The sequence below is a fragment of the Paenibacillus sp. MDMC362 genome (assembly GCF_003269305.1).
GTDB lineage: Bacteria > Bacillota > Bacilli > Paenibacillales > Paenibacillaceae > Paenibacillus_AQ.
Genome location: NZ_QLYT01000044.1, coordinates 38,850 through 63,852, shown reverse-complemented (window position 1 = coordinate 63,852; position 25,003 = coordinate 38,850). Strand labels below are relative to the sequence as shown.

Sequence of the window (25,003 nt, the reverse complement as noted above, 5' to 3'; positions counted from 1 at the left end):
CAGAGTTCACAGTTTATGTGCTCTAGAAGCAGACGATCAGGGGATGCTTGCATGTTAACCTATTAAACTCTTATATGATTAAGAAAAATGATAGCACCTTATTCTTCGGCAGGCACTGAAGCCTTGGATGAAGCGGAAGATCTCATATATTGCGGTGGGTTTACGTTATCAATCAGCAGGATACCGTCGTATTGGTCACGGGCAATCAGACTTTCGGGGATCATGCCCCAGCTATAGGCAAAACGCGGCTCGAACATCCAAGAATTACCCGACTCACGTGTTTGGTAACGCAGGTCAACGAAGGTATACGGCGAGCCTGCGGCCGACAGGATCGATTCGATGGATCCCGGCTCTGCCGGCAGAACGTCATGCACATTCCCCATGTTATCTGCGGTTTGTCCGCTGGCTGGATAGAGGCCAAGCACGTAGCTGTATTTTTTCATTTCATCCGAGAGTTTTTCTCCCATTAAAGCCACCGGATAAGGGCTGCCCATGACTTCGGTTTGAGCCTTGCGGATGTGATCGTTATGCCCCCAGACGATGAATTTCTCCGTTGGATAGACTTCGGTAGCCAGCCACATGAGATTATCGTGCATCGCCTGATCCCGCCATTCCATCGATTCCAGGAACGGTGCATAATCCCCGCTTTCCATGCCGAGGGTCGACTTGATGGAGAGCTCCACATATTCCCCAGCTACCCGAATCCGGTCGTTCAAACTTCTTTCAAGCAGCAAGGGAAGCTTGGGGTTATCCGGATATAGCTGCTTAACATGAGCTTCATTTGACTCTGTTTTTAAGGATTTTATAGCATCTTTGTATACTTGAATCAGCTGATTCTTCTCTTTGCGGTATGCGGCAAGATCCGTACCTAGAGAGTACTCCGACAATTTCTTCTCCGCTTCCGCTAGACGCTTAGCCATGGCCTGATCCTGAAGCCATTGCCCATCCAACAGCGGATGCTGCAGCTGCATGTCAAAACCGGTCAGCACGAGCGGCTGCTTGCTCTTTTGTGCTGCTTGTATGTATTCGAACAACGGCAATATCTCCTTGGACCACCAGACGCCAAAGATGGAATCCTTCATCGTTTGTTCCGCGCTCTGCTGTCCGGCCCGGCCGTAAGCCAAGGAGCTATTGCCAAGACCACTCTCAAAGGCCAGAACGTTGTAACCCATCTCCTGATGCAGGAACTGGATCAAACGGGTCTTGGCCAGATTGAACTCGCCAACCCCGTGGGAGCTTTCCCCCAGAAACACGAAACGTTTATCTTGCAGCAATGGTTTTAGCATAGCCAGATCTTTATATTGGTTTGGACCGCCCGCCGTTTCGGCGGGCTGAATCGAATCCAGTCGGTACGCATGGTCTTTGGCCCAATTCTCCCACTCGGCAATCTTTTCATCCGAAGTTCGGGCTGTTTTAACTTCTGTAACCTGGCCTTGGATGGAATCGGCGGTAGAAGCATATGTTTTTCCGTGAGGGATTAGGGAAGTTCCTATGACAGAAGCGGTGAGCAGAAACACGGTGAATGCTTTTCTAGCGTTATGTAGTGGCATAGAGGATCACTCCTTTTAAGATGTCGTATGATTGTTAAATGGTATGAACGGACGTGTAAAGATGCCCGCCACTAAGTGCTTTCTGCCTTGAATGTGAGTATCACCTCCTTAATATAGCCGAGTTTACGGCTCGATGGTTCAACGCCGCCATGAGCTGGCCGCTTAATCCTCTTCCCAGAACAGATCGTTCAGCGTACGCGATAATGCCTTGCATATGGCAACGCACAGGCTGAGGGACGGATTATATTTCCCCAGCTCGATCAGGCCGATGGTCTGCCTGGAGACACCGACGATCTGGGCCAGTTCTTCCTGCGATAAATCCTTCTCGACGCGGGCCATCTTCAATTTGATGTTTTTCATGCGGCAGTCCCCCTGACATCCCTTTCTACGAGTCGAAAGGATCGTTCTGTGACATTTTCTGGCTTACCTTGTTGGCGCCGTAGTGGATCAACCAATTTACCCCGACAAAGAGCGGGATGTAGAAGATCAGTGAGACGCAGAAAACGCTAAAGAAATATTTGAGCTCGGTCGTACTGTTGTCATTGCCAAACAGAATCGCGCTGCGGATACCGAAAAAAAGAGCAAGTGCGACACCGATAATGAGCCCCCAAATTGCCGTGCGCATGCTGAACGATATTTTGCTCCGCTGGTCATGGACCTCCACTTCATCCGAGTAAATCCCCAGCGCAACGCTGCGTATCCCAAAATATAAGCTGCCTCCCAGGATGATCAGCATTTCCAGCCAGACGGACTCCGTTCGCGGAAGCGCAAAGGATTTGATGATGACGGAAATGCTGCATATGATCATGATCAAGGTATACACCTCTTTATATAACTTGTTCTTTAGATTGACGATACGCTCATCTTCGGCCGTGCTCTTCTTAAACCAATTCAAGCTCATCATTCCTTCCTTATGGTTAGATAGGTTCTTGAGATTTTCTGGATACATGCATTGTAATAGTATTTACGTCTTTTTGCAATATATATATGTCATTTTGAATTTAATATTTGTCTTTTTAAGTGAGGAGGTGGATAGAGTTTCAAGCACTCATCATAGTCCATAGGGGGAGCATATTCTTGATATTTTTTGCTGAACCGGACGCATGGCCGAAGGTTTACATTCTGTGCTCGCGTGTTAAAATTGGAACAGGGCATCTCTCTTGCCCGAATTGATATCAGGAGCGTGTTTTTTCGTGATCCATTTCATTCGGTTACGTTAATGTGAGGTACAGATCAAAGTAGGCTCGGCCCATTTTTTTTGACAACTGCGGCCGGAGTTTATTTTTCTGTGCCTTTTTCATTGCGATCAATCGAATGAAAGGGTGGTTTCGCTGTGTCCAACAATGAAAAATTGTTAAAAAAAGCACAAAAACTTTCGATACACGAGAAGATGTTTCAATGCCCGATTTGCGGCGGTGCCATGAAGGTAGAACGGACGGCCAGCCTGAAATGCGATAACAGGCATTGCTATGATATATCCAGACAGGGATACGTCAACCTGCTGAACCATTCGTCCAAAACCAAATACGATAAGGCCTTGTTCGAGGCTCGAAAAACGATGAGCGACAGCGGCTTCTTCGGCCCCATGGTAGAAGCGGTAACGAATCGCCTGATCCAGGAACTGAGGTCCCGGGAATCCGTGAAGCCTGTAAGACTGCTTGATGCAGGCTGCGGGGAGGGCTCCCATCTCTCCGACATTATACGTAAGCTTCGGGAGCAACGAATGGTGCCGGACGTTCTCGGTGTGGGTATGGATATTGCCAAGGAGGGAGTCGTAATGGCTGCCAAGACATTCCCGGACCCGATGTGGTGCGTGGCCGACCTGTCTCAGAGTCCGTTTGCCGACCAGCAGTTTGATTACATTTTGAATATTCTGTCTCCTTCCAATTATTCGGAGTTCAGGCGGCTGCTAACGAGTAAGGGAATGTTGGTGAAGATAATCCCGGGGAGCATGTATTTGCAGGAGCTTCGCGCTTTGTTTTATACAGGAACAGGTAAAGAGACGTATTCCAATAACGGCACGATAGAGCTGTTCATCCGTCACTTTGAACGGATCGAATTCGAAGAGCTTCGGTATCGCATCATTCTGGATTCCGATCAGGTGAAGCAACTGATTCACATGACGCCGTTATCCTGGAGCACCTCACCTGAGGTTATTGAACGGATGCCAGATGGAGAGATGGAGGTAACCGCCGACTTCACACTTCTCTATGGATGGGTATGAGGAGTTGTCTACTCCGATACGTTTCCCGGCCAACCGGTTGAATCCAGCAATCAGGTTCAGATCTGCATCATGACCGATGCAGCCGAGCGTGCGAAGCAGATATATGAAGCGCTGCGGGAGGGCGGCCAGGTGGTTATGCCGCTGCAGGAAACGTTCTGGAGCCCAGCCTACGGGATCGTTGCGGATAAATACGGTGTATACTGGAATATCTCAACCGAAGTTGAAGCGCAGAAGTAGATACTACTCCTGCTGGTGTAATAAAAAGGGCCCTGACGGATTTGCCGTTTGGGCCCTTTTTCGTTTATAGCAATCTACGACTCGAATTGCATAAGTGTGTTTTTCGACCGGTCAAGCGTCTGGAAGCGCTTCTGGTCAAACATGGGCTGTTATAACTAGCTAACTAACTTAATCGATACTTAGTGACTACAGGACTAAGGAAGGAAGGGCATATATACTCCACTTTGAAATATGGTAATTGCGAAAAATAGGCAGATTTTCGCGAAGAGCCAGGGAAAGGAGTGCGATGTACCATGAAATAATCGAGCTCGGAGCAAGCAGGCTATAGTCTAAAAGTTAGGGGGCCGGAATTCCTATTGGAAGAAACCAAGCCATTAGGTAAAATATCCCTTGTTTACTATCTATAGAAGAGGGGCGAATTTCGATGAGATTGGTGCGAAAATCCGTATTGACCCTATGCAGCCTTTTGCTTGCAGTCTCGGTCCTATTTCCGCAAACAACGGTTCACGCAGCGGATCAGAAATGGATGAATCAAGTATGGAGCGAATATAAATCCTATAACAAGAAGACGGTCAATGCGTATAACAATTACCAGAAACAAGTAGACAAGGAATATAAGGTGTTTTATGATGCAAGCCATGCGTCCCTGGATCAGCTGGAGAAAAAAGTGCTGGAAGATCAAAAGCACTGGGACGAGAAGCTTCAAGCAGATCTGGATCAGCTGAAGCTGAAGTATGAAGGGAACCGAGATTTAAAGGATAAGCTGACACAATATGAACGGTTCATCAATCCAAGTTATTTAAACGGTCCGATGTGGAAGTATGCGAAAGCCGCAGACCGGGATTATTTGAACAGCACCCTCTGGAAGCTAAGCAAAGAAATGAACGAGGATTATTTGAACAGCCCGATGTGGAAGCTTCGTAACGGATCCAGTACGTCGTACCTGAACAGTCCGATGTGGAAGTATAAACAGGGAAAAATCAGCAAAGCAACAGCTAAGAGCCAATACAGCAAGCTGTTTAAGGAACAGACAAACGCAATCTCCAAGGGCAATGCCGCAAGAAAATCCGAAATAACGAAAATGGCAAGCGGTACGCAGAAGAAGATAGGCGAGCTATACAAGGAAACGGTAATCACACTTGAGACACGCCGCGAGGAGGCACTGAAGAGCATCTCCGACCTTCGGATCGAAATCACCGGAGAAGGCTTGCAGTGGGAAGCGCTGCTCGCGCAGAAACCATAATATCGTAATATTATCTCTTACAAGAGAGGAGCTGTCCCTGGTCTGAACATGACCAGCGGACAGCTTTTGTTTTTGTAAAAATGAAAACAAGAAAATGCAGGATATTCTTTGACTTTGACTGCTTTTTCAAATAATATTATGTCTGTAACCTAACAAGAACTAACATAAATAACACGAGAAATGAACGACAAATTCGCACTTAAGTAGGTAGATAACGATGAAAACGAAAGTGACGATTCAGGAAATTGCCGATTTCACCGGCGTGTCTAAATTCGCGGTATCCCGTGCTTTGTCGGGAAAGTCGGGCGTCAGTCCGCAGACCAGGGACATGATTCTGAAGGCAGCGGGGCAACTGGGGTACTTTAAGGATCAGCCGAACCAAGCCGCGGGGAAAAACCAGCAGCTTCAAGATCCGGAAAACAGAAAATGGGCGGGGGCAGTGCTTGTTCTGTTCCCGAATGTCCGTTATCAAAATCGGGAATCCCTCTATTGGGGACCGGTATTTGACGGCATATCCGCTCGCCTGAATCAGAAGGGGCTGGACATTCTTACGCTGACGGAGCCATCGAATGACCATATGTTCACTCTGTTAAATCCCCAGGGCATTCTCGGGATTGTGACGGTGGGATCGGTATCCACCCAAAATTTAATGGATATCAAGAAGCTGAACATTCCCGTGGTCATGGTGGACCACATGGACCCGGCTTTTCAATCGGATACGGTATTCACCGACAATATGCACAGCATGAAACAAATCATGACCAAGCTGATCAGCAGAGGTTATAAAAAGTATCAGTTCATCGGCAATATCGAAGATGCCCAGAGCTTTTACGAGCGCTGGATCGGCTTCTCGTCCACGCTGGCCGAATACAAAATCGAACATCATCAGCTGCCATCCCTGATCAGCCCGGAGATTGAGAATATACACGCAGCGTTAGAAAAGGTCCTTGCCGGAAGCGAGCTTCCGGAAGTGTTTGTTTGCGCCAACGATATCACCGCCATGTTCGCAATGGAGGCGCTCAGGAATCAGGGCATCGACGTACCTGGCCACGTACAGGTGACCGGATTTGATAATACGTACGATAACCTGCCGATTATGGCAACCGTCAACATCGATAAGGAACTGCTCGGGATGCGTGCCGTCGATCAATTGCTCTGGCGGATATTGAACCCGGATTCCAATTACGAGCGGCTTTTAATTCAAGCGGATGTCATTGTTAGGGACTTGAATAACGTAACACGCGATACGGATGAAACGTAAGCTGCATTGTCCTATTCCCACGTTAGCCCCGATGTCTTCACGACATCGGGGCTTTTTATGTATTCATAACAAAAGGATAACAAATTTCATGATCATATAAGGGTCTCGTTTGCAGTATATGTTGAAATATATCGTTGGTACATAAGGAATTGCATCGAAAAAAGACGAGTTTCGCAGACTGGATTTGTAATCGCTATCACTAAATATTTGTGTTATTTATAATAATTAATTAGGTATATTGTTATTATTATCATAAAATATATTGACGAGATTACAATCAGAGTGATATATTTTTTGGCAAACGTGGATAACGGATTGGGGGGAGCCGAGGAAAGCAGCAGGAAAAAACAGTGAATCATTCCAATCAACATCATCTTGGGGGTACATGCAGATTTTAAACAGGGCGTTAAACAAATAGGGGAGGTTTTTAGCGTGAGAAAAATGAAAGGGCTTTCTTTATTGCTTGTCTGTTTATTATTTTTGATTACGGCCTGCAGTGGCGGAGGGGCTAAACAAGCGGAGACACCGCCTGCGACTCCGGCTCCTAGCACGGAAACGGCCGCAGAGACTCCAAAAGAAGAACCCGCTGAACCTGAAGCAGAACCTGTAGATCTAGGCGGCCGCGTGATTAAGGTTGCTTCTTGGTGGGACCTGAAGCCGGCAGGCACAACAGCCGGAGAGAAAGCCCGCCTGGAGAAGATTGCCGAAATCGAGAAGAAATACAATTGCAAAATCGAGTTTGTTAACGTTCCCTTTGAGGAGTACATGAATAAATTTACGACAAGCGTGCTGGCAGGCGAGCCGTTTGCCGATATCGTACAGCTGGAGTACAAATCGGCACTGCCGGCTATTATGAAAGGGCAGATCCTGCCGATCAGCGAGTTTACGACGGATCAGAACAATATCAATAACGAAGCCGATCTGCAGGCGAAATATCCTGCCATTGGCGGAGGGGAATACGGTTTCGATAATCCGACCTCCATCGGACTTGGACTTCATTACAATCGCGATTTGTTTAAGAAGAACGGCCTCCCGGATCTTCAGGAGCTGCATGCCAAAGGAGAATGGAACTGGGATAAACTCATGGAGATTGCCAAGCAGGCAACCAAGGATACGAATAACGATGGGAAAACCGACGTATGGGGCTTCTCCGGTTGGGCGATTGATGTGGTTAAACATTTCACCGCCGCTAACGGGGGCAAAATCGTTGATGATTCCAATGGCAAAGAAGGCTTGTCCGATCCGAAAACATTGGAAGCAGCCGAATTTGTGAATCGCCTCTACAACGTGGAGAAGGTGGTTAAAGTCAAGAGCGGCAACAAAACGAACTGGGAAGAAACAAACACCTTTAAAGACGGTGATGTAGCCATGTTTACGGCAGCGGAATGGATGCTAGGCGACATTACGTTCGAGGTCGGCGTGGTTCCGATTCCTAGCGGTCCGCAAGGCTCGCCGGAAACAACGTATGCCAATACCGCCGCATCCGCGAAGTTCATTCCAAAGGGCGTGAAAGATCCGGCCATCGTCTATCAAATTTATGAAGAGACGTTCGATATACCGCCAACAGAGGAATATCCGGGTCAGGATTACCTGGAGAGCATCTATACCAATCAGGAAGACATCGACATGATTCGCGAGCATATTGCCGGAACCGGTGTCATCACGGTCGACGAAGCATACACGGATTACCCTACGGGCGCTTTCATTGAGGATATTATCGTGAACAATCAATCGGTAACCGCTACGGCCGAGAAATATAAACAACAGGCGCAGGCTGCTGTCGATAAAATGGGCAAATAAGATGGACGGGGGCGTTAAAGCTTAGAGCCGCGCCCCCTTCTCCTGAACAGGGGGATGAACATTGACACTTCATGTGCAGCTAAAAAAATGGATGAACCGACTATTGATTCTTTTGGCGGTCATGGCCGCTTTGATTCTGTTTTTTAATAGAGGGGGAAATGAACCCGGATCCGGCATCAAGGCGGGAGACAGCCGTACAGAGCTTTCATTGGAACGTCCCGCATCGCTGGTCAAACTCAGCACGCAGCCGGGAAAAAGCATTTCGTATGCCCAGTATTTGTCGGATCATGACGGAAAGAGTCGGCCTGATCGTGTAATCACGATTCCTGCCGCGGATTACAGCCGTATTGAGGGCGGGGATTTCCGCAAGCTGGAGGCCTATGAGGGTCGGCCTGGAACCTCGTTATTTACGGGGGAAAAGGGTGAGGTGGAATGGAAGTTTCGTGTAGAGGAAGAGGGACTGTATAACCTATCCTTGCTCTACTATCCAGTGGAAGGAAAGAGCTCCTCTATTGAGCGTTCCATCCGCATCGACGGGAAGCTTCCCTTTCAAGAGGCTGCTTATTTGCAATTCGACCGGATATGGGATAACGCCAAGGACAGCATCGATCAGGATAACCAGGGCAATGACCTGAGACCGAAGCAAATCGAACGTCCGGCCTGGATCGAGGCGGTGCTGAAGGATGCCGACGGATATATCACGGAGCCGTTTCTTTTTTACTTTGAAAAAGGAGAGCATACCGTGTCTCTTACAGCAGCAAGGGAGCCGATGGTGATCGGGGAGCTGAAGCTTTTCAAGCAGGAGCGCCCGCTGACGTACGCCGAGCTGCATCAACAGTATGAGACTGAAGGAGCTCGAATAACCGAAGGAACTTTACTGACGATACAGGGTGAAGACGCCGTCGCCAAATCATCACCGACCTTGTATCCGCTAAGCGAGCGTTCGAGTCCGAGCGTCAGTCCCTACAGCGCCTCGAAGGTCCGAATCAATACCATTGGCGGCTTCAACTGGCGGCTGCCCGGGCAGTGGATTGAATGGGAGCTGGATGTACCCGAGAGCGGGCTCTACAAGATTGCATTCAAATCGCAGCAAAATTTTGTGCGGGGCATGTACGCGACGAGAAAGCTGACGATCGACGGGAAGGTTCCGTTTGAGGAAATGAACCATGTTCCGTTCCGATTTAAGAACGGATATCGCATGGACGTGCTTGGAGGCGATGAACCCTATCTGTTCCGGTTGGAGCAAGGTAAGCATGTGTTGCGCCTCGAGGCGAGTCTGGGTGAATTCGCTCCGCTCATTCACGAGGTGGAGGACAGTCTGCTGAACCTGAATGCCATGTATCGCAAAATATTGATGATCACTGGCACGAATCCGGATGATTTCCGCGATTACCGGGTGGAGCAGCGGATACCGGAGCTGCTGGAAATCTTCCGATTCGAAAGCGACAGACTGAAAGTCGTCGCGGCCAGATTGGTTGAACTGTCGGGACAATCCGGCGACCAGGAAGCGCTGCTGAAGACCATGGCGCTTCAGCTGGATGAGATGATCGAGAAGCCGGATACGATTCCGCGCAGGCTGGAGGCTTACAAGACGAATACCGGCGGACTTGGAACATGGCTGCAGCAGGCTAGGGAGCAGCCGCTCGAGATCGATGCCCTCTATGTTGCCTCGGCCGATGTCAAGCTGCCCAAGAGCGGGATGGGTGCCGGTGATAAGGTGAAGCATGAGGTGACGACGTTCTTCAGCTCCTTCTTCATCGATTACAACAATATCGGTAATGTCGCGGATACGAAGAATCAGCGTTCGATCACGGTATGGATCGGCAGCGGTCGCGATCAGGCCAATACCATCAAGGCGATGATTGACGAGACCTTTACGCCGGAGACCGGCATTAACGTCAATCTGAAGCTGGTCAACATGGGAACGCTGCTCCCCGCAACATTGTCGGGACAGGGACCTGAGGTCGCGATGCAGATCGGCAATGATCTGCCGGTGAATTTTGCCATGCGGAATGCCGCAGCAGACCTGACGCAATTCCATGATTTCGATTCGGTATCGGACCGATTCAGGAACAGCGCCTTGGTGCCATACCGATACCTGGACGGCGTGTACGCGCTGCCTGAGACGCAAACCTTCAATATGATGTTCTACCGGAAGGATGTGCTGGAGGAGCTTGGACTTGAAGTTCCGAAGACCTGGGACGATGTAGCCAGCCTGCTTGCCGTATTGAACAAAAATCATATGCAATTCGGTCTTCCCGTTGTGGCGCAGGCACCGGATCAGTGGACTACACTGCCGCCGAATTCTTTGTATGCGGCGCTCCTGATGCAATCCGGCGGGCAATTCTACCGCAACAACAATCAGGAGTCGGATCTGGATTCCAAGATTGGGCTCGAAGCCTTTAAACAATGGACGGAATATTACACGGATTACAAGCTGGAGCGGGAGTATGATTTTGCGAACCGGTTCCGTACAGGACAAATGCCGATCGGCATTTCCGACTATACCACCTATAATCAGCTGTCCGTGTTCGCGCCGGAAATTCGTGGCGTATGGGGCTTTGCGCCCGTTCCGGGAACCGTTCAGGCTGACGGCACGATTGATCGAACCGTTCCGAGCGGTGGCAGTGCCGTGCTGATGCTGGATGATGCCAAGGATAAGGATGCGGCCTGGGAGTTCCTGAAATGGTGGACCAGCGATGCAACGCAGACCAGCTTCGGCCGCGAGATGGAAGGCTTGATGGGCGCAGCGGCACGCTATCCGACCGCCAATATTAAGGCGCTTGACAGTCTGCCATGGCCGGTTGCCGATTATGAGAATTTGAAATCGCAATTTGAATGGGTGCAGGGAATTCCGGAGGTGCCGGGCGGTTATTCGACGGGCAGACATCTGTTTAATGCCTTCTACCGAGCGGTGATCAGCGGCATCGAGCCGCGGGAGGCCTTGATGGATTCCGTGCAGTATATTCACGACGAAATCCGGACCAAGCAAGAAGAATTCGGCGAGCCGCAGGGATAGGGGGAATCCAAATTGCATAATGTCAGCCTTCAGGATCCTGAGGTTACGATCTCTGCCGCTGTTCACCCGGTGAAGCCGCAATCATGGTGGAAGCGGAAACAGGCGGAGATCAAGGCCAGCAAGCATTCCTATGTTTTGCTTGCGCCTTATATGATCCTGTTCACGCTGTTTACCGTTTTTCCGGTCGTTATTTCCATGATTCTCAGCTTTACGTATTTCAACATGCTGGAATTTCCGCGGTTTGTCGGTTGGGATAATTACACGCGTTTGTTCCTGGAAGACGATATCTTTCTGGTTGCGCTGAAGAATACCCTTCTCTTCGCCGCCATCACAGGACCCATCAGCTATTTGGCCTGTTTCCTGTTTGCGTGGGTCATCAATGAGCTGGGGCCGCGGCTGCGGGCGTTCATGACTCTGATCTTCTATGCGCCTTCGATCTCCGGGAACATTTACTTCATCTGGCTGATGATCTTTTCGGGCGACCGCTACGGCATAGCGAACGGCATGCTGATTAAGCTGGGCATCATCCTGGAGCCGATCCAATGGCTGAAGACCGAAGCGTTGATTATGCCGATCATCATTCTGGTCCAGCTGTGGCTCAGCCTCGGAACCGGCTTTCTGGCTTTCATCGCCGGTCTTCAGACCGTAGATAAAACGCTCTACGAAGCCGGTGCCGTGGACGGGGTCCGCAACCGTTGGCAGGAGCTGTGGTACATTACGCTGCCTTCGATGCGGCCGCAGCTCATGTTCGGCGCGGTCATTCAGCTTACGACATCGTTTGCCGTGGCCGACGTATCGATTGCGCTTGCCGGTTTCCCGAGCGTGAATTATGCGGCGGAAACGATCGTAACGCATCTCATCGATTTTGGCACGACTCGCTTCGAGATGGGTTTTGCTTCGGCGATTGCGACCGTGCTGTTCATTCTGATGGTGGGAACCAACCTGATCGTCCAAAAATTGCTGCGCAAGGTAGGTGAGTAGACGCATGAGGGTTACATACGAACTTCCAAAAAAACGGGGCAGCCGCCTGCTGAACGTAAGTATTAAAGGGCGCAGCAAACGGGTAAACCGATCCTTCATGGGCACTTTCTCCCTGTTTGCGCTGCTGGCGGTGTTCGGCGCTTTCATGGCGCTGCCCTTGGTGTATGCCATCAACAATGCCTTCAAGCCGCTGGACGAGATTTTCCTGTTCCCGCCCACGTTGTTTGTCCGCAATCCCACATGGAATAATTTTTCCGATTTGATCAATCTGCTCGGTCAGTCCTGGGTACCGTTCTCGCGGTATATCTTCAATACGGTATTCATTACCGGCGTTGGCATTGTCGGGCACGTGATCTTTGCCTCCGCTGCGGCATATCCGCTGGCCAAGCACAAGTTTCCGGGCAAGGTTTTTCTATTCCAAATCGTGGTGTTGTCCCTGATGTTCACGCCGGTCGTTACGGCGACGCCGAACTATATGATCCTGTCGTGGCTGGGACTGATTGACACCTACTGGGCAGTAATTATACCGGCATTCGGTTATTCGCTCGGCCTATACCTGATGAAGCAGTTCATGGAGCAGATACCGGATGCCCTGCTTGAAGCGGCCAAGATCGACGGAGCCAGCGAATACCGGATCTTCTGGTCCATCGTGATGCCTAACGTGAAGCCGGCGTGGCTTACCTTGATTATTTTGCTGTTCCAGATCCTATGGGGGACCGACGGCAACGGCTTTATTTACAGCGAGCAGCTCAAGACCCTGCACTATGCGTCCAATCAGATTATTCTGGGCGGTATATCCCGGGCCGGCGCAGGTGCGGCCGTGGCAGTCATCCTGATGAGTGTGCCGATTGTGCTCTTTCTGTTCTCGCAGAGCCGGATTATCGAGACGATGGCCACTTCCGGGATGAAGGATTAGGGGGGATCACATGTCAGCGAAAAAATGGTTGTTATCGCTCGCGGCGGCCACCCTGCTGCTAACCGGCCTGATGCCGGGGAGCGTTTCCGCCAGTGCTCCGTATGAGAGCTATATCTACAATTATTGGGAGGAAACGGTTGCCGTGCCTGCGGCCTATCTGCCGGTACGCTCCGTGACGGGGAAGGATCTGGGCATCGGGGAGTTTTTGGAGCCCGGCGATATGCATGTGTCAGAGGCGGGGAACATCTACGTGCTGGACAGCGGCAACAAACGGATTGTTTGCCTCGATGAAACGTGGAATGTCGTTCGCGTCATTGATGCCTTTATGAATGAAGGGAAAGAGGACGGCTTTGCCAATCCTTCCGGCATCTTCGTTGACGGGGACGAGAACATCTATGTTGCCGATACCGACCATCAACGGGTTGTCGTATTAACGGCGAAAGGCGTGCTTGTCCGGATCATTGAGCAGCCTGAATCGGATGTGCTGCCCCAAGGCTTTCAATTCATCCCGCTGAAAGTAACGGTGGATGAAGCCAAGCGGGTATTCGTTGTCGCCCGGGGTGTTTACGAAGGCATTATGCAATTTGAGGAGAACGGTACCTTTCTCGGTTACGTCGGAACGATTAAGGTAAAACGCGATTATGGCGATTATTTCTGGCGGCTTGTCTCAACGAGTGCCCAAAAAGCCCAGATGAGGCTATTCATCCCGACCGAATTCTCCAATCTGGACATCGACGGCAAAGGGTTCGTTTATGCCACGAATATTGATGTCGGGTCCAAGGAGCCAATTAAACGCCTTAATCCGTCGGGTGAGGATGTGCTGAAACGCTTTGGCTACTTTCCGGTTGCCGGGGATATTTATTATCGGAGAACGGTAGGTCCCTCCAAGTTCGTTGATATTAAAGTGCTTGGCGACGGGATATACAGTGCGCTCGACTCTACCCAGGGACGCGTATTCACCTATGATGAGTCCGGAAACCTGCTGTACGTCTACGGCGGCATCGGGAATCAGCTGGGCGTGTTTAAGACGCCGGCGGCGATTGAACGGCTTGGAGACCGTCAGCTTGTGCTGGACCGGGGAAAGGCAAGCATTGTCATGTTCGAGCCAACCGAGTTCGGGAAGCAGGTTAACCTTGCCGTACGCCACCATTATCGGGGGGAAGACGAGGAGGCGGAAAGGTACTGGGAACGCGTGCTTCAGCTCAACGCCAACTATGACATCGCTTATATCGGCATCGGGAAAGCGAAGCTCATGAAAGGGGAGAACAAGGAAGCCCTTCGATATTTTGAGCTGGGCATGGACCGCAAAAATTATTCCGTTGCTTATAAACGCTACCGCAGAGAGGTCATGAAGGAGCATTTCGGCACCATTTTATCGGTTGGGACCAGCGTCGTGCTGCTCTATGCGGTCTACAGAACGGTGAGATACCGAAAGCAGAGGAGGGAAGGGAAGCATGAAACAGGATTATCTTAGATTCCCCCTTCATTTGATCGTACACCCCTTCGACGGGTATTGGGACCTGAAGTATGAGAACAGAGGACGACTCGGAGTTGCTTATGTTGTATTGGCGCTGGTGGTCATGGCCATGATTCTGCAGCGGCAATACGCGGGATTTCTGGTCAATTACAATGATCCGCGGACGCTGAGCGCATCGACGAGCTAATCTATATCGTGCTCCCGTTCTTTCTGTGGTGCGTCTCCAACTGGTCGGTCACCACGCTCATGGGCGGGGAAGGGAAGTTTAAAGAAATCGTGATGGCCAGCGCGTATGCCCTGATTCCGATGGTGCTGATTTATCCGCCCATGACGCTGGCAAGCCAGTTCATGGTGCAGGAAGAGGCCGTGTTCTACTATCTGCTTACGACGGTTGCGGCCATTTGGTTTATCGGGCTGCTTTTTGTCGGCACGATGACGGTTCATCAGTACTCGGCCGGCAAAACGGTCGTCACGATGTTTCTGACCCTGATCGTTATGGGCATCATCGTATTTCTGGGCACGCTTGTGCTGAGCATGATGCAGCAGATTTACACGTTCGTTGTCAACGTTTACCGAGAGATCCTATTCAGGCAATAGAGGAGGCCGTGGGCCGTGAAAAAAAGAAAATGGTTGTACACGGTGCTTGCATGTACCGTTATAACGTGCATGGCTGCGGGCTTTCTGATCTACGTGAATCGGGGAGCACCGGCAGTTGACGTGGCGGCTTACCGAATCGCGGCAGCCGAGTCAACGCCGGGCGGTGAGCTGACCCTTCTGAACGATTCGACAGACGGCGTAGCCGGTATGGATTTGGTAGCGGAGACGGCGGCGCTTGCTCTGTATTATCATCCGGAAACGACCGAGGTGGCGGTACGGGATAAACGGAGCGATACGTTATGGTACAGCAATCCGTCAGACCGCATGGAGGATGGAATTGCCTCGCCGTTTGAGAAGGAAGTGTTATCTTCGCAATTGACGCTGACGTTCCGGGATGCGATCGGCACGCTTGAGACCTATCCGAACTATACGTGGAGTGTGATGAACGGGAACTACACGGTGGAAAGCTTGGACAACGGAATTCGCGTCACGTATACGCTGGGGGATGTGTCGCTCGGGATCGACGCCTTGCCGAAATACATCTCGCAGGACCGATTGCAGGAGAAGGTGATTAGCAAGCTCGATGAGTCGCTGGCGAGATATGTGCAGGCCCGGTATTACCCCATGAAGGATAACCCGGCGATGCTGGAGCGATTGGATGACCAGATCAAGAAAGAGCTGGTGCTGAAAAAAATGCTGGGGGCGTTCGAGCAGGCCGGCTACACCGCGGAGGATCTTGCCGTTGATAACGAAGCGGGCGGAGGAGCCGCCGCAAGCGCCTCTTCGAAACCGCAGTTCAAGATTCCGCTCGAATACCGGCTGGAGGAAGATTCGCTGGTCGTTTCAATTCCGCTTGACCAGGTAACGGAAAGCGAGAGCCACCGTCTGCGCAGCGTGGAGCTGCTTCGTTATTTTGGCGCGGCCGGCTCGCAGGAACAGGGATATATGCTGGTCCCGGACGGCAGTGGCAGTCTCATTAAGCTGAATAACGGCAAAGTGAAGGAAGAGCAGTACGTGCAGCGGATATACGGCACCGATCCGAATAACAACAGCGGCAGCCGCGGACAGGTGGCGGAGCAGGCACGGATGCCCGTGTTCGGAATGAAGAGCGGTGACCGCGGCTGGTTTGCCGTGATTGAAGAAGGCGACGCCATCGCGAGCGTGTCCGCTGACATCGCAGGGAAGCAGAACTCGTACAATCATGCATTCAGCAGCTTTGCCGTGCGCGGCGAGGATATGCTGGAGCTTTACACCGGCAGTACGGTGCAGGAGATTCAGCTGCTGAACGACAAGCTCTACAGCGGCAATCTGGCGGTTAGATACAGCTTCCTGTCGGGTGATGAGGCCAGCTACTCGGGCATGGCGCGCTTGTATCAGCAAACGCTCGTGGAGGATAACCAGCTGACTCCACTGGAAGAAGACGAGGGGATCCCGTTCTATCTGGATATGCTGGGCAGCGTGGATAAACGGAGATCTTTTCTGGGCGTCCCTTATGATGCCGTCGTCTCGATGACCACCTTCGAGCAGGCAGGGGAGATCGCCGCTCTTCTGAATGGCGAGGGCATCGCCAATCTCCGAATGCGTTACCTCGGCTGGTTCGGCAAAGGCGTCCATCACAAAACCCCGGTGAAGATAAAGGCCGATCGCGTGGTTGGAAGCACATCGGAGCTGAAGGCCCTGTCCCAGCAATTGAAGGATGCCGGCGGCGGATTGTATCCGGATGTTGCCTTTCAGCACGTTTATCATGACGATGGGGCGTTCACGCCTTCATCCGATGCATCCCGTTTCGTGACCAGGGAAACGGCAGCGCTAAATCCGTATGACCGGAACACGAACCGGATGGACTCTTATTACGGTACGTACAATCTCATGTCGCCGGCGAAGCTTCCCTATTACGTGGACCGATTCGCGGGGCAATATGAACGTTTTGGCATCGGGGCGGTGTCATTGCGGGACCTGGGCGATGTTCTGAGCTCCGATTACCGGGTGCAGCGGGTGGTTTTCCGTGAAACCGCGAAGCTTATCGTGACCGATCAGCTGCTGAAGCTGCATGAGGTCTATCCGGATACGATGATTTCCGGCGCCAATGCATACAGCTGGGCCTATGCCAGCCACGTGATCGATGCACCGACGTCGAGCAGCGGATTCGGGCTGACGGATGAGGAAGTCCCCTTTTATCAAATGGTCATTCACGGATACCTGGATTATGCGGGGGCAGCAGTCAATAACCTGAATGAGCAAAATTTACGCAAGCAGCTTCTGCAGTCACTGGAATTCGGATCGGCTCCGCACTTCCTGTGGTCATATGAACAAAGCTCGAAGCTGAAGTACACGCGTTTTGATGACATGTACTCCACCCATTACAAGGATTGGTTCGAAGAAGCGGTTTCCTTGTACCAGGAGCTGAACGAGGTGCTGGCGCCGCTTCGGACGCAGCAAATGGTGGAGCATAAGCGGCATGCCGAAGGCGTGGTCGAAGTGAGGTACGAGAACGGCACGTCGATCCTGATCAATTATACCGATCAAGCCGTCGATGTTAACGGGGTCCTGGTGGAGCCGCAAAATTATGCCGTAGGGGGTGGCCGGGCATGAAAATGAGATGGTCCCTGACTCAGAAAAGATCCATGCTCGGTCTCCTTTTCATTGCACCATGGCTGATCGGTTTCATCTTTTTGTTTGCCGGACCTTTGCTCCAGTCCATCCTGTTCAGCTTCAGTAAATTGAACATTTCCCCCACAGGCTATGAACTGGAGTCGGTTGGGTGGAGCAATTTCAACACGGCGCTGTTCGTGGACGCGAATTTCAACCGGATCTTGACGGAATCGATCCTGGGCATGGTGGTGGATGTTCCGCTGATCTTGTTCTTCAGTTTGTTCTCCGCCATTCTGCTGAATCAGAAATTCAGGGGGAGAGCCCTTGCGAGGGCGATATTCTTCCTGCCGGTCATCCTGGCGTCCGGCGCAATTTCCGCAGCGGAAACTTCCGGTCTGATCAATCTGGTCGGAAATGCTACGGTGGCGGAGGAGGTCGGGCAAGCTTCCGGACAATTCAATGTGCTGTCGATGGTTCGCATTTTATCTGAGGCCGGATTTCCCATTACCGTAACCGAGTATATTATCGGCGCGGTCATGAGGATCTACGATATTATCAGCAACTCAGGCGTTCAAATTCTGATCTTTCTTGCCGCCTTGCAGGCCGTCCCGGGCTCAATGTACGAGGTGGCGAAGATTGAAGGGGCGACCGCTTATGAATCGTTCTGGAAAATCACCTTTCCGATGGTGAGTCCGCTCATCCTGACAAACATGATTTATACCATCATCGATTCGTTCGCGGACAGCACCGTGACCCGGACGATATACGAGACGGCCTTCAAAACGCAGAACTTCGGGCTCAGCGCCGCGATGGCTTGGCTGTATACCATCGTTATCAGCTTGCTGCTGATTATTATGGGGATCATCGTCTCAAGGAAAACCTTTTATCAAAACTAATGGCTAAGAGATTCCTGACGGGTACAGGAAAAAAGGAGGTCCGTATGGCATCGATTCGGGATCGCTCGGACGAAACGGCTCAGGAACGAATGAACCGGTTCAAGAACAAAGCGCTGCCTATTCTGTGGGCGGTGTTCCGCTACCTGCTGATCATCGGCATTACATTCATCATTATCTATCCGATCATCTCCAAGTTCTCTGTTGCGTTTAAAGACAAACAGGATATTTATAATCCAACGATTTATATGATTCCTGTGCATTTCACATTGGATAACTTCAAGCTCGTGTTCGACTTGCTGGATTATTGGCCGCTGCTGCTGAACACCATGATTTACGTATTCATCACGATGCTGCTGACCACGATGTCGACCGCGCTTGCCGGATATGGCTTTGCCCGGTTCACCTTTCCAGGAAGCAACCTGCTGTTCGGCCTGGTCGTGCTGACGATCTTGATTCCGATGAGCACGCTGATGGTACCGATGTATTTGCACTTCCGCAGCTTTGATATTCTGGGGCTGGTTCATTTGTTTACCGGAAAAGAAGGCGTTAACCTGCTGAACAGCTACTGGCCCTCGATCATTACTTCGGCTACGGCCACCGGGCTTAAAGCCGGACTGTTCATTTATATTTTCCGTCAATTTTTTCGGGGGCTCCCGAAGGAGATTGAGGAAGCCGCGCTGATTGACGGTGCAGGCGGGATTAAGACGTTTTTTGCGATCATGCTTCCCAATGCGATTCCGCCGCTCATTACGGTGACCCTGTTCTCGTTCGTCTGGCAGTATAATGACACCTTCTATACCTCGCTCTTTATGAGCGAGCAGTCGCTGATGCCGCTGAAGATCGCTTCCCTGCCCGCGGACGCGAACCAGTTTCTCCCGGCGCTGATGGGACTTGGTTCATCGGCCAAAGCCGATCCGAACTACGTGGCACTCGTGGTAGATACGGGGATATTGCTGGCCATTCTACCTCTCATTGGACTGTATTTGTTCGTGCAGCGCCACTTTGTGGAGAGCGTGGAGCGTACCGGGGTTGTCGGTTAATGGCTGCTGTAGGACAGGTGCAACGCTGAAGGATAGCTATCGGGTTAATGGACAGGTGTCGTGTCGCAGAATGAGTTTTGTGCCTTGTACTTGTGTTACGGGCGGCAACCTTCACCTAATAAGAACTTACAGGACAGGAGTGAATCTCATGACAAAAGCAAGCAGCACCCGCTTTGAGGTCCAGCCGGACCTGATCAACCCGGCCGCTTCCGATCAAGCCAAACGGCTAATGGGGTATTTATGCAGCATCTACGGCAAACGGATGCTGACCGGGCAGCAGATTGGTGTTGTATCCACGCCGGAGTTCGACATGATCCATGAGGTCACCGGGAAATACCCTGCCGTTGGCGGATTCGATTTCATGAATTACTCGCCTTCACGGGTGGAGCGCGGAGCCGAGTGTCAGGACACGGATCTGGCGATGAAGTGGTGGAATCGAGGCGGGATCGTGACCTTCTGCTGGCACTGGAACGCCCCGAAGGATTTGGTGGATATGCCGCCGGATCGGACCTGGGGCAGAGGCTTTTACACCAATGCGACAACCTTTGATATCGCACAGGCGATGGCGGAGCCTTCGTCGGAAGCGCACGGCCTTATCATCCGGGATATCGATGCTATTGCAATCGAGCTTAAGCGCCTGCAGGATGCCGGCATTCCGGTGCTGTGGAGACCACTGCATGAGGCTTCGGGAGGCTGGTTCTGGTGGGGGGCCAAAGGCCCCGAGCCTTGCATCGCGCTTTGGAAGCTGATGTACGAACGCATGACGCATCACCACGAATTGAACAACCTGATCTGGGTATGGAACGGGCAGCACAAAGATTGGTATCCGGGAGATTCCTACGTCGATATCATCGGAGAGGACATTTACCCGCCTGCCCGGGATTACGGTTCACAATCCGAGCGGTTCCGCACGGCTTTATCGTATACGGATACGGCAAAAATCATTGCGCTGACCGAGAACGGCGTCATTCCCGACCCCGATCTCATGCTGGAGGACGGATGCCCGTGGGCATGGAATTGCACGTGGTATGGAAACTTCGTGTTCACAGGAGAAGGAAACGAACGGAGGTATTCAGAAGAGTATACGGATGAGCAGCAGCTGATCCGAACCTATCACCATCCGTTTACGGTCACGCTGGATGAGCTTCCGGATTTAAAAGGCTGAGCGGTTTGTATTCTGACAGGGATGCAAGCATAAGCCGCAGTTTACCTAAGCGTTGAGTGGAGAACAAGCTGATGCGCGGAGAAGCCATATCAGTATGGAATATGGCCCGATCCGCATCAAATAAATAAATAGAGTGGAGAGACTACTATCATGAATCATAACGTTATGACCTTAAACCAATGGAAATTCAAAGCGTGCGACGAATCCGAGTGGCTTCCGGCCCAGGTACCGGGCTGCGTACATACGGATCTGCTGAAAAATGGCAAAATCCCGGATCCCTTCTACGGAACGAATGAGCATGATCTGCAGTGGATCGACAAGAAGGATTGGGAGTATGAGACCACATTTGATCTGAATCCGAATCTGAGCGCCCAATCCCGCATTGAACTCGTGTTTGACGGCCTGGATACCTACGCGGACGTATACGTGAACGGGACGAAGGTGCTTTCCGCAGATAATATGTTCCGTTCATGGCGGATCGACGTGAAATCGCAGCTAAAGACTTCCGGCAACGTGATTCACATTCGCTTTCGTTCCCCTATCCAGGAGGATCTGCCGAAACTTGCGAAGCTCGGATATCCGCTGCCGGCTACGAATGACCAGTCTGAGCTTGGGGGCCTGGGCGATCAGAAACTGAGCATTTTTGCCCGAAAGGCGCCTTATCATTACGGCTGGGATTGGGGACCGCGGTTTGTGACCAGCGGAATCTGGCGGGAAGCCCGGATTGAGGCTTGGTCCGAGGTGCGAATCGATGACTTGTTCATCCGTCAGGATGAGGTTACAGCTGACGTAGCTAGAGTTACCGCGGTCGCTGCAATCGAAGCGGGACAACCTTGGCAAGGGGTGCTGCGCGTAACCGCAGGCCGTCAGGTATGGGAACAGCACGTACAGCTTGAAGAAGGCCGCCACTCGGTTGAATTAAATCTTGCGATTGCGGAGCCGAAGCTGTGGTGGTGCCGCGGCCTGGGTGAGGCTCATCTGTATTCGTTCCATGCCGAGCTGGTGGAAGCGGAACGGATCGTTGCTGAGAAAGAGGTTAGAACCGGCCTGCGCACCGTCAAGCTGGTACGGGAACAGGATAGCCGCGGCACTTCTTTTTACATCGAGCTTAACGGCACGCCTGTGTTTGCCAAGGGGGCAAACCATATCCCGAATGACAGCTTCATAACAGAAGTGACGGCAGACCGTTACCGTCATGAAATCGCGTCCGCAGCGGAGTCGAACATGAACATGCTGCGCGTATGGGGCGGCGGTATTTATGAAGAGGACGTATTCTACGATCTGTGTGATGAATATGGAATCATGGTATGGCAGGACTTCATGTTCGCTTGCAGCATGTATCCAGGCGACGAGGCGTTTCTGGAGAACGTGCGGCTGGAAGCGGAGGAGAACCTCGTCCGTCTGCGGAATCATCCGAGCATCGTGCTCTGGTGCGGCAACAACGAGATTGATTCTGCATGGGCGCATTATGAAGAGAATGGCGGCTGGGGCTGGAAGCAGGACTATACCGAGGAACTCCGCGAGAAGATCTGGAGCGACTACGAAAAGGTATTCCACGAAACTCTGCCTGAGGCTGTAACCGGTTATGCACCTGGAGCGGAGTATTGGCCTTCATCCCCGCTGGTATCGCTCAGCCATGACAAGGAGCAGCATGCCAATCCGTCCACAACGAGCGGAGATATTCATTACTGGGGCGTTTGGCATAATACGGAGCCGTTTGATAACTACAATGTTTATGTCGGCCGATTCATGAGCGAATACGGATTCCAGTCCTTCCCGGAACCGAAGACGGTCCGTACCTACGCCGAAGACGGTGATATGGAGCTGGAGTCAACGGTCATGCTGGCGCATCAGAAGAACGGTGCCGGCAATCGCTTGATCAAGACTTACATGGATCAATATTATAATGAGCCGAAGGATTTTGAAGCTTTCCTGCATATGAGCCAAATTCAGCAAGCCGAAGCAATGAAGATGGCGATTGAAGCCCATCGCCGCAACAAACCGTACTGCATGGGCACGCTGTACTGGCAGATGAATGACTGCTGGCCGGTCGCTTCGTGGGCGGGCATGGATTATCTCGGCAGATGGAAGGCGCTGCAATATGTGGCCAAGCGCAGTTTCCGGGATGTGAGTCTGTCGATCGAGTCCAAGGACTCCGAAATTCTGGTCCATCTTGTATCCGACATTTCAGACGAGGTCCAAGGGACTCTTAAGGTTCAGTTATTCGATTTTAACGGCAAAGAGCTCTATGTATCGGAGCAATCGATCCGTGCGAAAGAGCAAGCGTCGCTCGTTGTGTTCCGAGCTATGAACGAGGAACTGCTTCGTGGACATGATCCAGCCGAGGTCGTGCTGTTGGCGCAATTGCTTACGGACGGAGACGAGGTGGACAGCAAAACATTCTATTTCGTGAATGACAAACAACTTCGTCTGCATAGCCCGACCATCCACGTGAAAGAGGTCGAGGGAAGCAACGGCACCACGTTTGTGCTGGAGAGCAACGTGCTTGCCCGCCACGTATGGCTGTCGTCGGAAACGGAAGGCTTCTACAGCGATAACTTCTTCGACTTGATACCGGGCATTCCGATGACGGTTTCCTTCAGCTGCCGAAATAACGGAGAGCAGGCATTCGTACCGGGCAAGCCGGGTCAGGTCGAGGTTCGGTCCATGGCCGATTGTATTGACCCGGCGATGGTGCTGGCGATATAGAAAGAGACCATCATAGATCCGCTAAAAAGAGCCGCCCCTTCGCCCGATTCTGGTGAAGGGGCGGCTTGTTTGTGTTCAATGGAGTCAGGCAATTGATGCTAACCATTTCTTTGTTGGCCTTCATCATAAGCGGGTGATCCCGGAGGTTCGACACCTTGATCTAGATACCTCTATGTAATAAAGGGTATGCCAGGGCTTCTGATACAGGTGGGATGTCAGCAAACGAAAAGAAGTCCGGCACGCTGCTATCAGTTATTCTAGGTTGGTACACATCCTGTTGGATATGCTCATACCCTAAGCAAAGATCGGGAAGGAGGCCAGATCTTGAAAAAACAAGTTTTGTTCATCCATAGTGCAGGCCCGCAAGGTATTCACCAAGGCAGCAGCGGCTTGATTGCCCATCTACAAGAACAGCTCGGTAAAGGTTACCATGTTATATCCCCAGGCATGCCCGAGAATCTGGATTGTTCTCTGTGGGAAGCGCAGATAGCCAGTGAAATCGAGGCACTGGATGAGGAGCTTCTCCTCATAGGCCATTCCTTAGGCGGCTCGGTGCTACTGAAATATCTCTCGGAAGAAGGCTGCAAGCGAACCGTCTCTGGACTGTTCTTGGTCGCAGCCCCCTATTGGGGCAAGGACGACGATTGGCAGAATGGAGAGTATACGTTATCCAATTCATTTGCAGCCAAGCTACCGCACATATCAAAGTTAATTCTATATCACAGCCGACACGATCCAGTGGTACCTTTGGCACATGCCCAGTACTACGCGAAGCAGCTCCCCCAAGCCGTCACCCGGGCATACGAGGGTGACGATCACTACTTCGGCAAGGGCTTGCCCGAGCTTGTGGACGATATCAAGCGCCAGTAATCCAAGCCTTCAATCTTGATAAGCCCCCCTGTATATGTTAATTACAGGGGGCTTACCCTCACTCCTTCCTCTTAAAGAGGACGACATTAGCTGAGCCGCGGCTAATCCATCGTCCTTTTAAATGGTTTATACGAGATGCATCGAAGCACGAGCCAACAAGGCATTACTTATAGGTACTACTCCAGCGGAGAAGGCGGAATGATTCTGGAGAAGCGCTAGCGGTCTCCTTTGCCCCCGGATTTCTACACTGGCCCATTCATTCATGAAATCTGGGGGCAACAGAGATCGGAAGAATCATCCGCATGCGGAGCGATGCAAAAAAACAGCCGGAACGATGCAAAAGAATTCCTTACTCCCATTGCGATGCTATATGGGAGCCAGAAGTTAAGTGGCGCATATAAACCTCGTATCAAAAAAAAACGACAT

At 51.5% G+C, this 25,003-nt stretch carries 19 protein-coding genes and 1 pseudogene; 17 read left to right on the top strand and 3 right to left on the bottom strand.

Translation table 11 applies throughout. From position 1 onward, the window contains the following. Positions 1-98: 98 nt before the first annotated feature. The 3 genes from DP091_RS21925 to DP091_RS21915 all read right to left on the bottom strand — a co-directional run bounded on the left by DP091_RS21925 (position 99) and on the right by DP091_RS21915 (position 2,451). Positions 99-1,550, bottom strand: coding sequence for an erythromycin esterase family protein (locus tag DP091_RS21925; RefSeq protein WP_113060264.1), 1,452 nt, complete (start codon positions 1,548-1,550; stop codon positions 99-101). 162 nt (positions 1,551-1,712) lie between these two features. Then, positions 1,713-1,910, bottom strand: a complete 198-nt coding sequence (locus DP091_RS21920; RefSeq protein ID WP_009594955.1) for a helix-turn-helix transcriptional regulator — start codon at positions 1,908-1,910, stop codon at positions 1,713-1,715. Between the two features lie 25 nt (positions 1,911-1,935). Continuing rightward, on the bottom strand, positions 1,936-2,451 hold the full coding sequence (locus DP091_RS21915) for a DUF6773 family protein (RefSeq protein ID WP_113060263.1): 516 nt from the start codon (positions 2,449-2,451) through the stop codon (positions 1,936-1,938). A gap of 432 nt (positions 2,452-2,883) precedes the next feature. On the opposite strand from DP091_RS21915, the gene DP091_RS21910 reads away from it, so the two are divergent. The 17 genes and pseudogenes from DP091_RS21910 to DP091_RS21835 all read left to right on the top strand — a co-directional run bounded on the left by DP091_RS21910 (position 2,884) and on the right by DP091_RS21835 (position 24,577). Then, positions 2,884-3,774, top strand: coding sequence for a putative RNA methyltransferase (locus DP091_RS21910; protein ID WP_113060262.1), 891 nt, complete (start codon positions 2,884-2,886; stop codon positions 3,772-3,774). A 3-nt stretch (positions 3,775-3,777) separates the two neighbouring features. Next, positions 3,778-4,011, top strand: a pseudogene (locus DP091_RS21905) (VOC family protein); the annotation flags it as partial. Between the two features lie 424 nt (positions 4,012-4,435). After that, positions 4,436-5,254: a hypothetical protein gene (locus DP091_RS21900; protein ID WP_113060261.1), complete on the top strand. Its 819-nt coding sequence runs from the start codon at positions 4,436-4,438 to the stop codon at positions 5,252-5,254. Between the two features lie 217 nt (positions 5,255-5,471). After that, positions 5,472-6,515 carry a LacI family DNA-binding transcriptional regulator gene (locus DP091_RS21895; protein ID WP_113060260.1) on the top strand — a complete coding sequence of 348 codons (1,044 nt, stop codon included), beginning with the start codon at positions 5,472-5,474 and terminating at the stop codon, positions 6,513-6,515. Positions 6,516-6,947: 432 nt separating this feature from the next. After that, on the top strand, positions 6,948-8,315 hold the full coding sequence (locus DP091_RS21890; RefSeq protein ID WP_113060259.1) for an ABC transporter substrate-binding protein: 1,368 nt from the start codon (positions 6,948-6,950) through the stop codon (positions 8,313-8,315). Positions 8,316-8,376: 61 nt separating this feature from the next. Beyond that, positions 8,377-11,334 (top strand): extracellular solute-binding protein, encoded by a 2,958-nt coding sequence (locus DP091_RS21885; RefSeq protein ID WP_113060258.1) that lies wholly within the window; start codon positions 8,377-8,379, stop codon positions 11,332-11,334. A 12-nt stretch (positions 11,335-11,346) separates the two neighbouring features. Beyond that, positions 11,347-12,315: a carbohydrate ABC transporter permease gene (locus tag DP091_RS21880; RefSeq protein WP_113060257.1), complete on the top strand. Its 969-nt coding sequence runs from the start codon at positions 11,347-11,349 to the stop codon at positions 12,313-12,315. A gap of 4 nt (positions 12,316-12,319) precedes the next feature. Further along, on the top strand, positions 12,320-13,231 hold the full coding sequence (locus DP091_RS21875) for a carbohydrate ABC transporter permease (RefSeq protein WP_113060256.1): 912 nt from the start codon (positions 12,320-12,322) through the stop codon (positions 13,229-13,231). Between the two features lie 10 nt (positions 13,232-13,241). Continuing rightward, the gene (locus DP091_RS21870; RefSeq protein ID WP_113060255.1) at positions 13,242-14,705 is read left to right on the top strand and encodes a gluconolactonase; all 1,464 of its coding nucleotides are present in this window, start codon (positions 13,242-13,244) and stop codon (positions 14,703-14,705) included. Beyond that, entirely contained in the window at positions 14,686-14,895 is a 210-nt protein-coding gene (locus DP091_RS32285; RefSeq protein WP_306438129.1) for a hypothetical protein, read from the top strand. Before DP091_RS21870 ends, DP091_RS32285 begins: the two co-directional genes overlap by 20 nt. A gap of 8 nt (positions 14,896-14,903) precedes the next feature. Next, positions 14,904-15,305 carry a YIP1 family protein gene (locus tag DP091_RS32280; RefSeq protein WP_306438128.1) on the top strand — a complete coding sequence of 134 codons (402 nt, stop codon included), beginning with the start codon at positions 14,904-14,906 and terminating at the stop codon, positions 15,303-15,305. A 15-nt stretch (positions 15,306-15,320) separates the two neighbouring features. After that, positions 15,321-17,897 (top strand): DUF5696 domain-containing protein, encoded by a 2,577-nt coding sequence (locus DP091_RS21860; protein ID WP_113060254.1) that lies wholly within the window; start codon positions 15,321-15,323, stop codon positions 17,895-17,897. Next, positions 17,894-18,793, top strand: coding sequence for a carbohydrate ABC transporter permease (locus tag DP091_RS21855; protein ID WP_113060253.1), 900 nt, complete (start codon positions 17,894-17,896; stop codon positions 18,791-18,793). The genes DP091_RS21860 and DP091_RS21855 overlap by 4 nt, the downstream gene beginning before the upstream one ends. A gap of 44 nt (positions 18,794-18,837) precedes the next feature. Further along, positions 18,838-19,833 carry a carbohydrate ABC transporter permease gene (locus DP091_RS21850; protein ID WP_113060252.1) on the top strand — a complete coding sequence of 332 codons (996 nt, stop codon included), beginning with the start codon at positions 18,838-18,840 and terminating at the stop codon, positions 19,831-19,833. A 148-nt stretch (positions 19,834-19,981) separates the two neighbouring features. Next, a complete protein-coding gene (locus DP091_RS21845; protein WP_113060251.1) occupies positions 19,982-20,998 on the top strand; it encodes a glycosyl hydrolase in 1,017 nt (338 codons plus the stop codon). A gap of 150 nt (positions 20,999-21,148) precedes the next feature. After that, positions 21,149-23,707 carry a beta-mannosidase gene (locus DP091_RS21840; protein WP_113060250.1) on the top strand — a complete coding sequence of 853 codons (2,559 nt, stop codon included), beginning with the start codon at positions 21,149-21,151 and terminating at the stop codon, positions 23,705-23,707. A 324-nt stretch (positions 23,708-24,031) separates the two neighbouring features. Then, on the top strand, positions 24,032-24,577 hold the full coding sequence (locus DP091_RS21835) for an alpha/beta hydrolase (RefSeq protein WP_113060249.1): 546 nt from the start codon (positions 24,032-24,034) through the stop codon (positions 24,575-24,577). Positions 24,578-25,003 lie beyond the last annotated feature (426 nt).

Coding starts and splice junctions, on each gene's coding strand:
- DP091_RS21920 (WP_009594955.1), bottom strand. CDS start 1,910: ATGAAAAACATCAAATTGAAGATGGCCCGCGTCGAGAAGGATTTATCG.
- DP091_RS32285 (WP_306438129.1), top strand. CDS start 14,686: ATGAAACAGGATTATCTTAGATTCCCCCTTCATTTGATCGTACACCCC.
- DP091_RS21840 (WP_113060250.1), top strand. CDS start 21,149: ATGAATCATAACGTTATGACCTTAAACCAATGGAAATTCAAAGCGTGC.
- DP091_RS21870 (WP_113060255.1), top strand. CDS start 13,242: ATGTCAGCGAAAAAATGGTTGTTATCGCTCGCGGCGGCCACCCTGCTG.
- DP091_RS21855 (WP_113060253.1), top strand. CDS start 17,894: ATGAAAATGAGATGGTCCCTGACTCAGAAAAGATCCATGCTCGGTCTC.
- DP091_RS21895 (WP_113060260.1), top strand. CDS start 5,472: ATGAAAACGAAAGTGACGATTCAGGAAATTGCCGATTTCACCGGCGTG.
- DP091_RS21900 (WP_113060261.1), top strand. CDS start 4,436: ATGAGATTGGTGCGAAAATCCGTATTGACCCTATGCAGCCTTTTGCTT.
- DP091_RS21845 (WP_113060251.1), top strand. CDS start 19,982: ATGACAAAAGCAAGCAGCACCCGCTTTGAGGTCCAGCCGGACCTGATC.
- DP091_RS21925 (WP_113060264.1), bottom strand. CDS start 1,550: ATGCCACTACATAACGCTAGAAAAGCATTCACCGTGTTTCTGCTCACC.
- DP091_RS21875 (WP_113060256.1), top strand. CDS start 12,320: ATGAGGGTTACATACGAACTTCCAAAAAAACGGGGCAGCCGCCTGCTG.
- DP091_RS21915 (WP_113060263.1), bottom strand. CDS start 2,451: ATGAGCTTGAATTGGTTTAAGAAGAGCACGGCCGAAGATGAGCGTATC.
- DP091_RS21850 (WP_113060252.1), top strand. CDS start 18,838: ATGGCATCGATTCGGGATCGCTCGGACGAAACGGCTCAGGAACGAATG.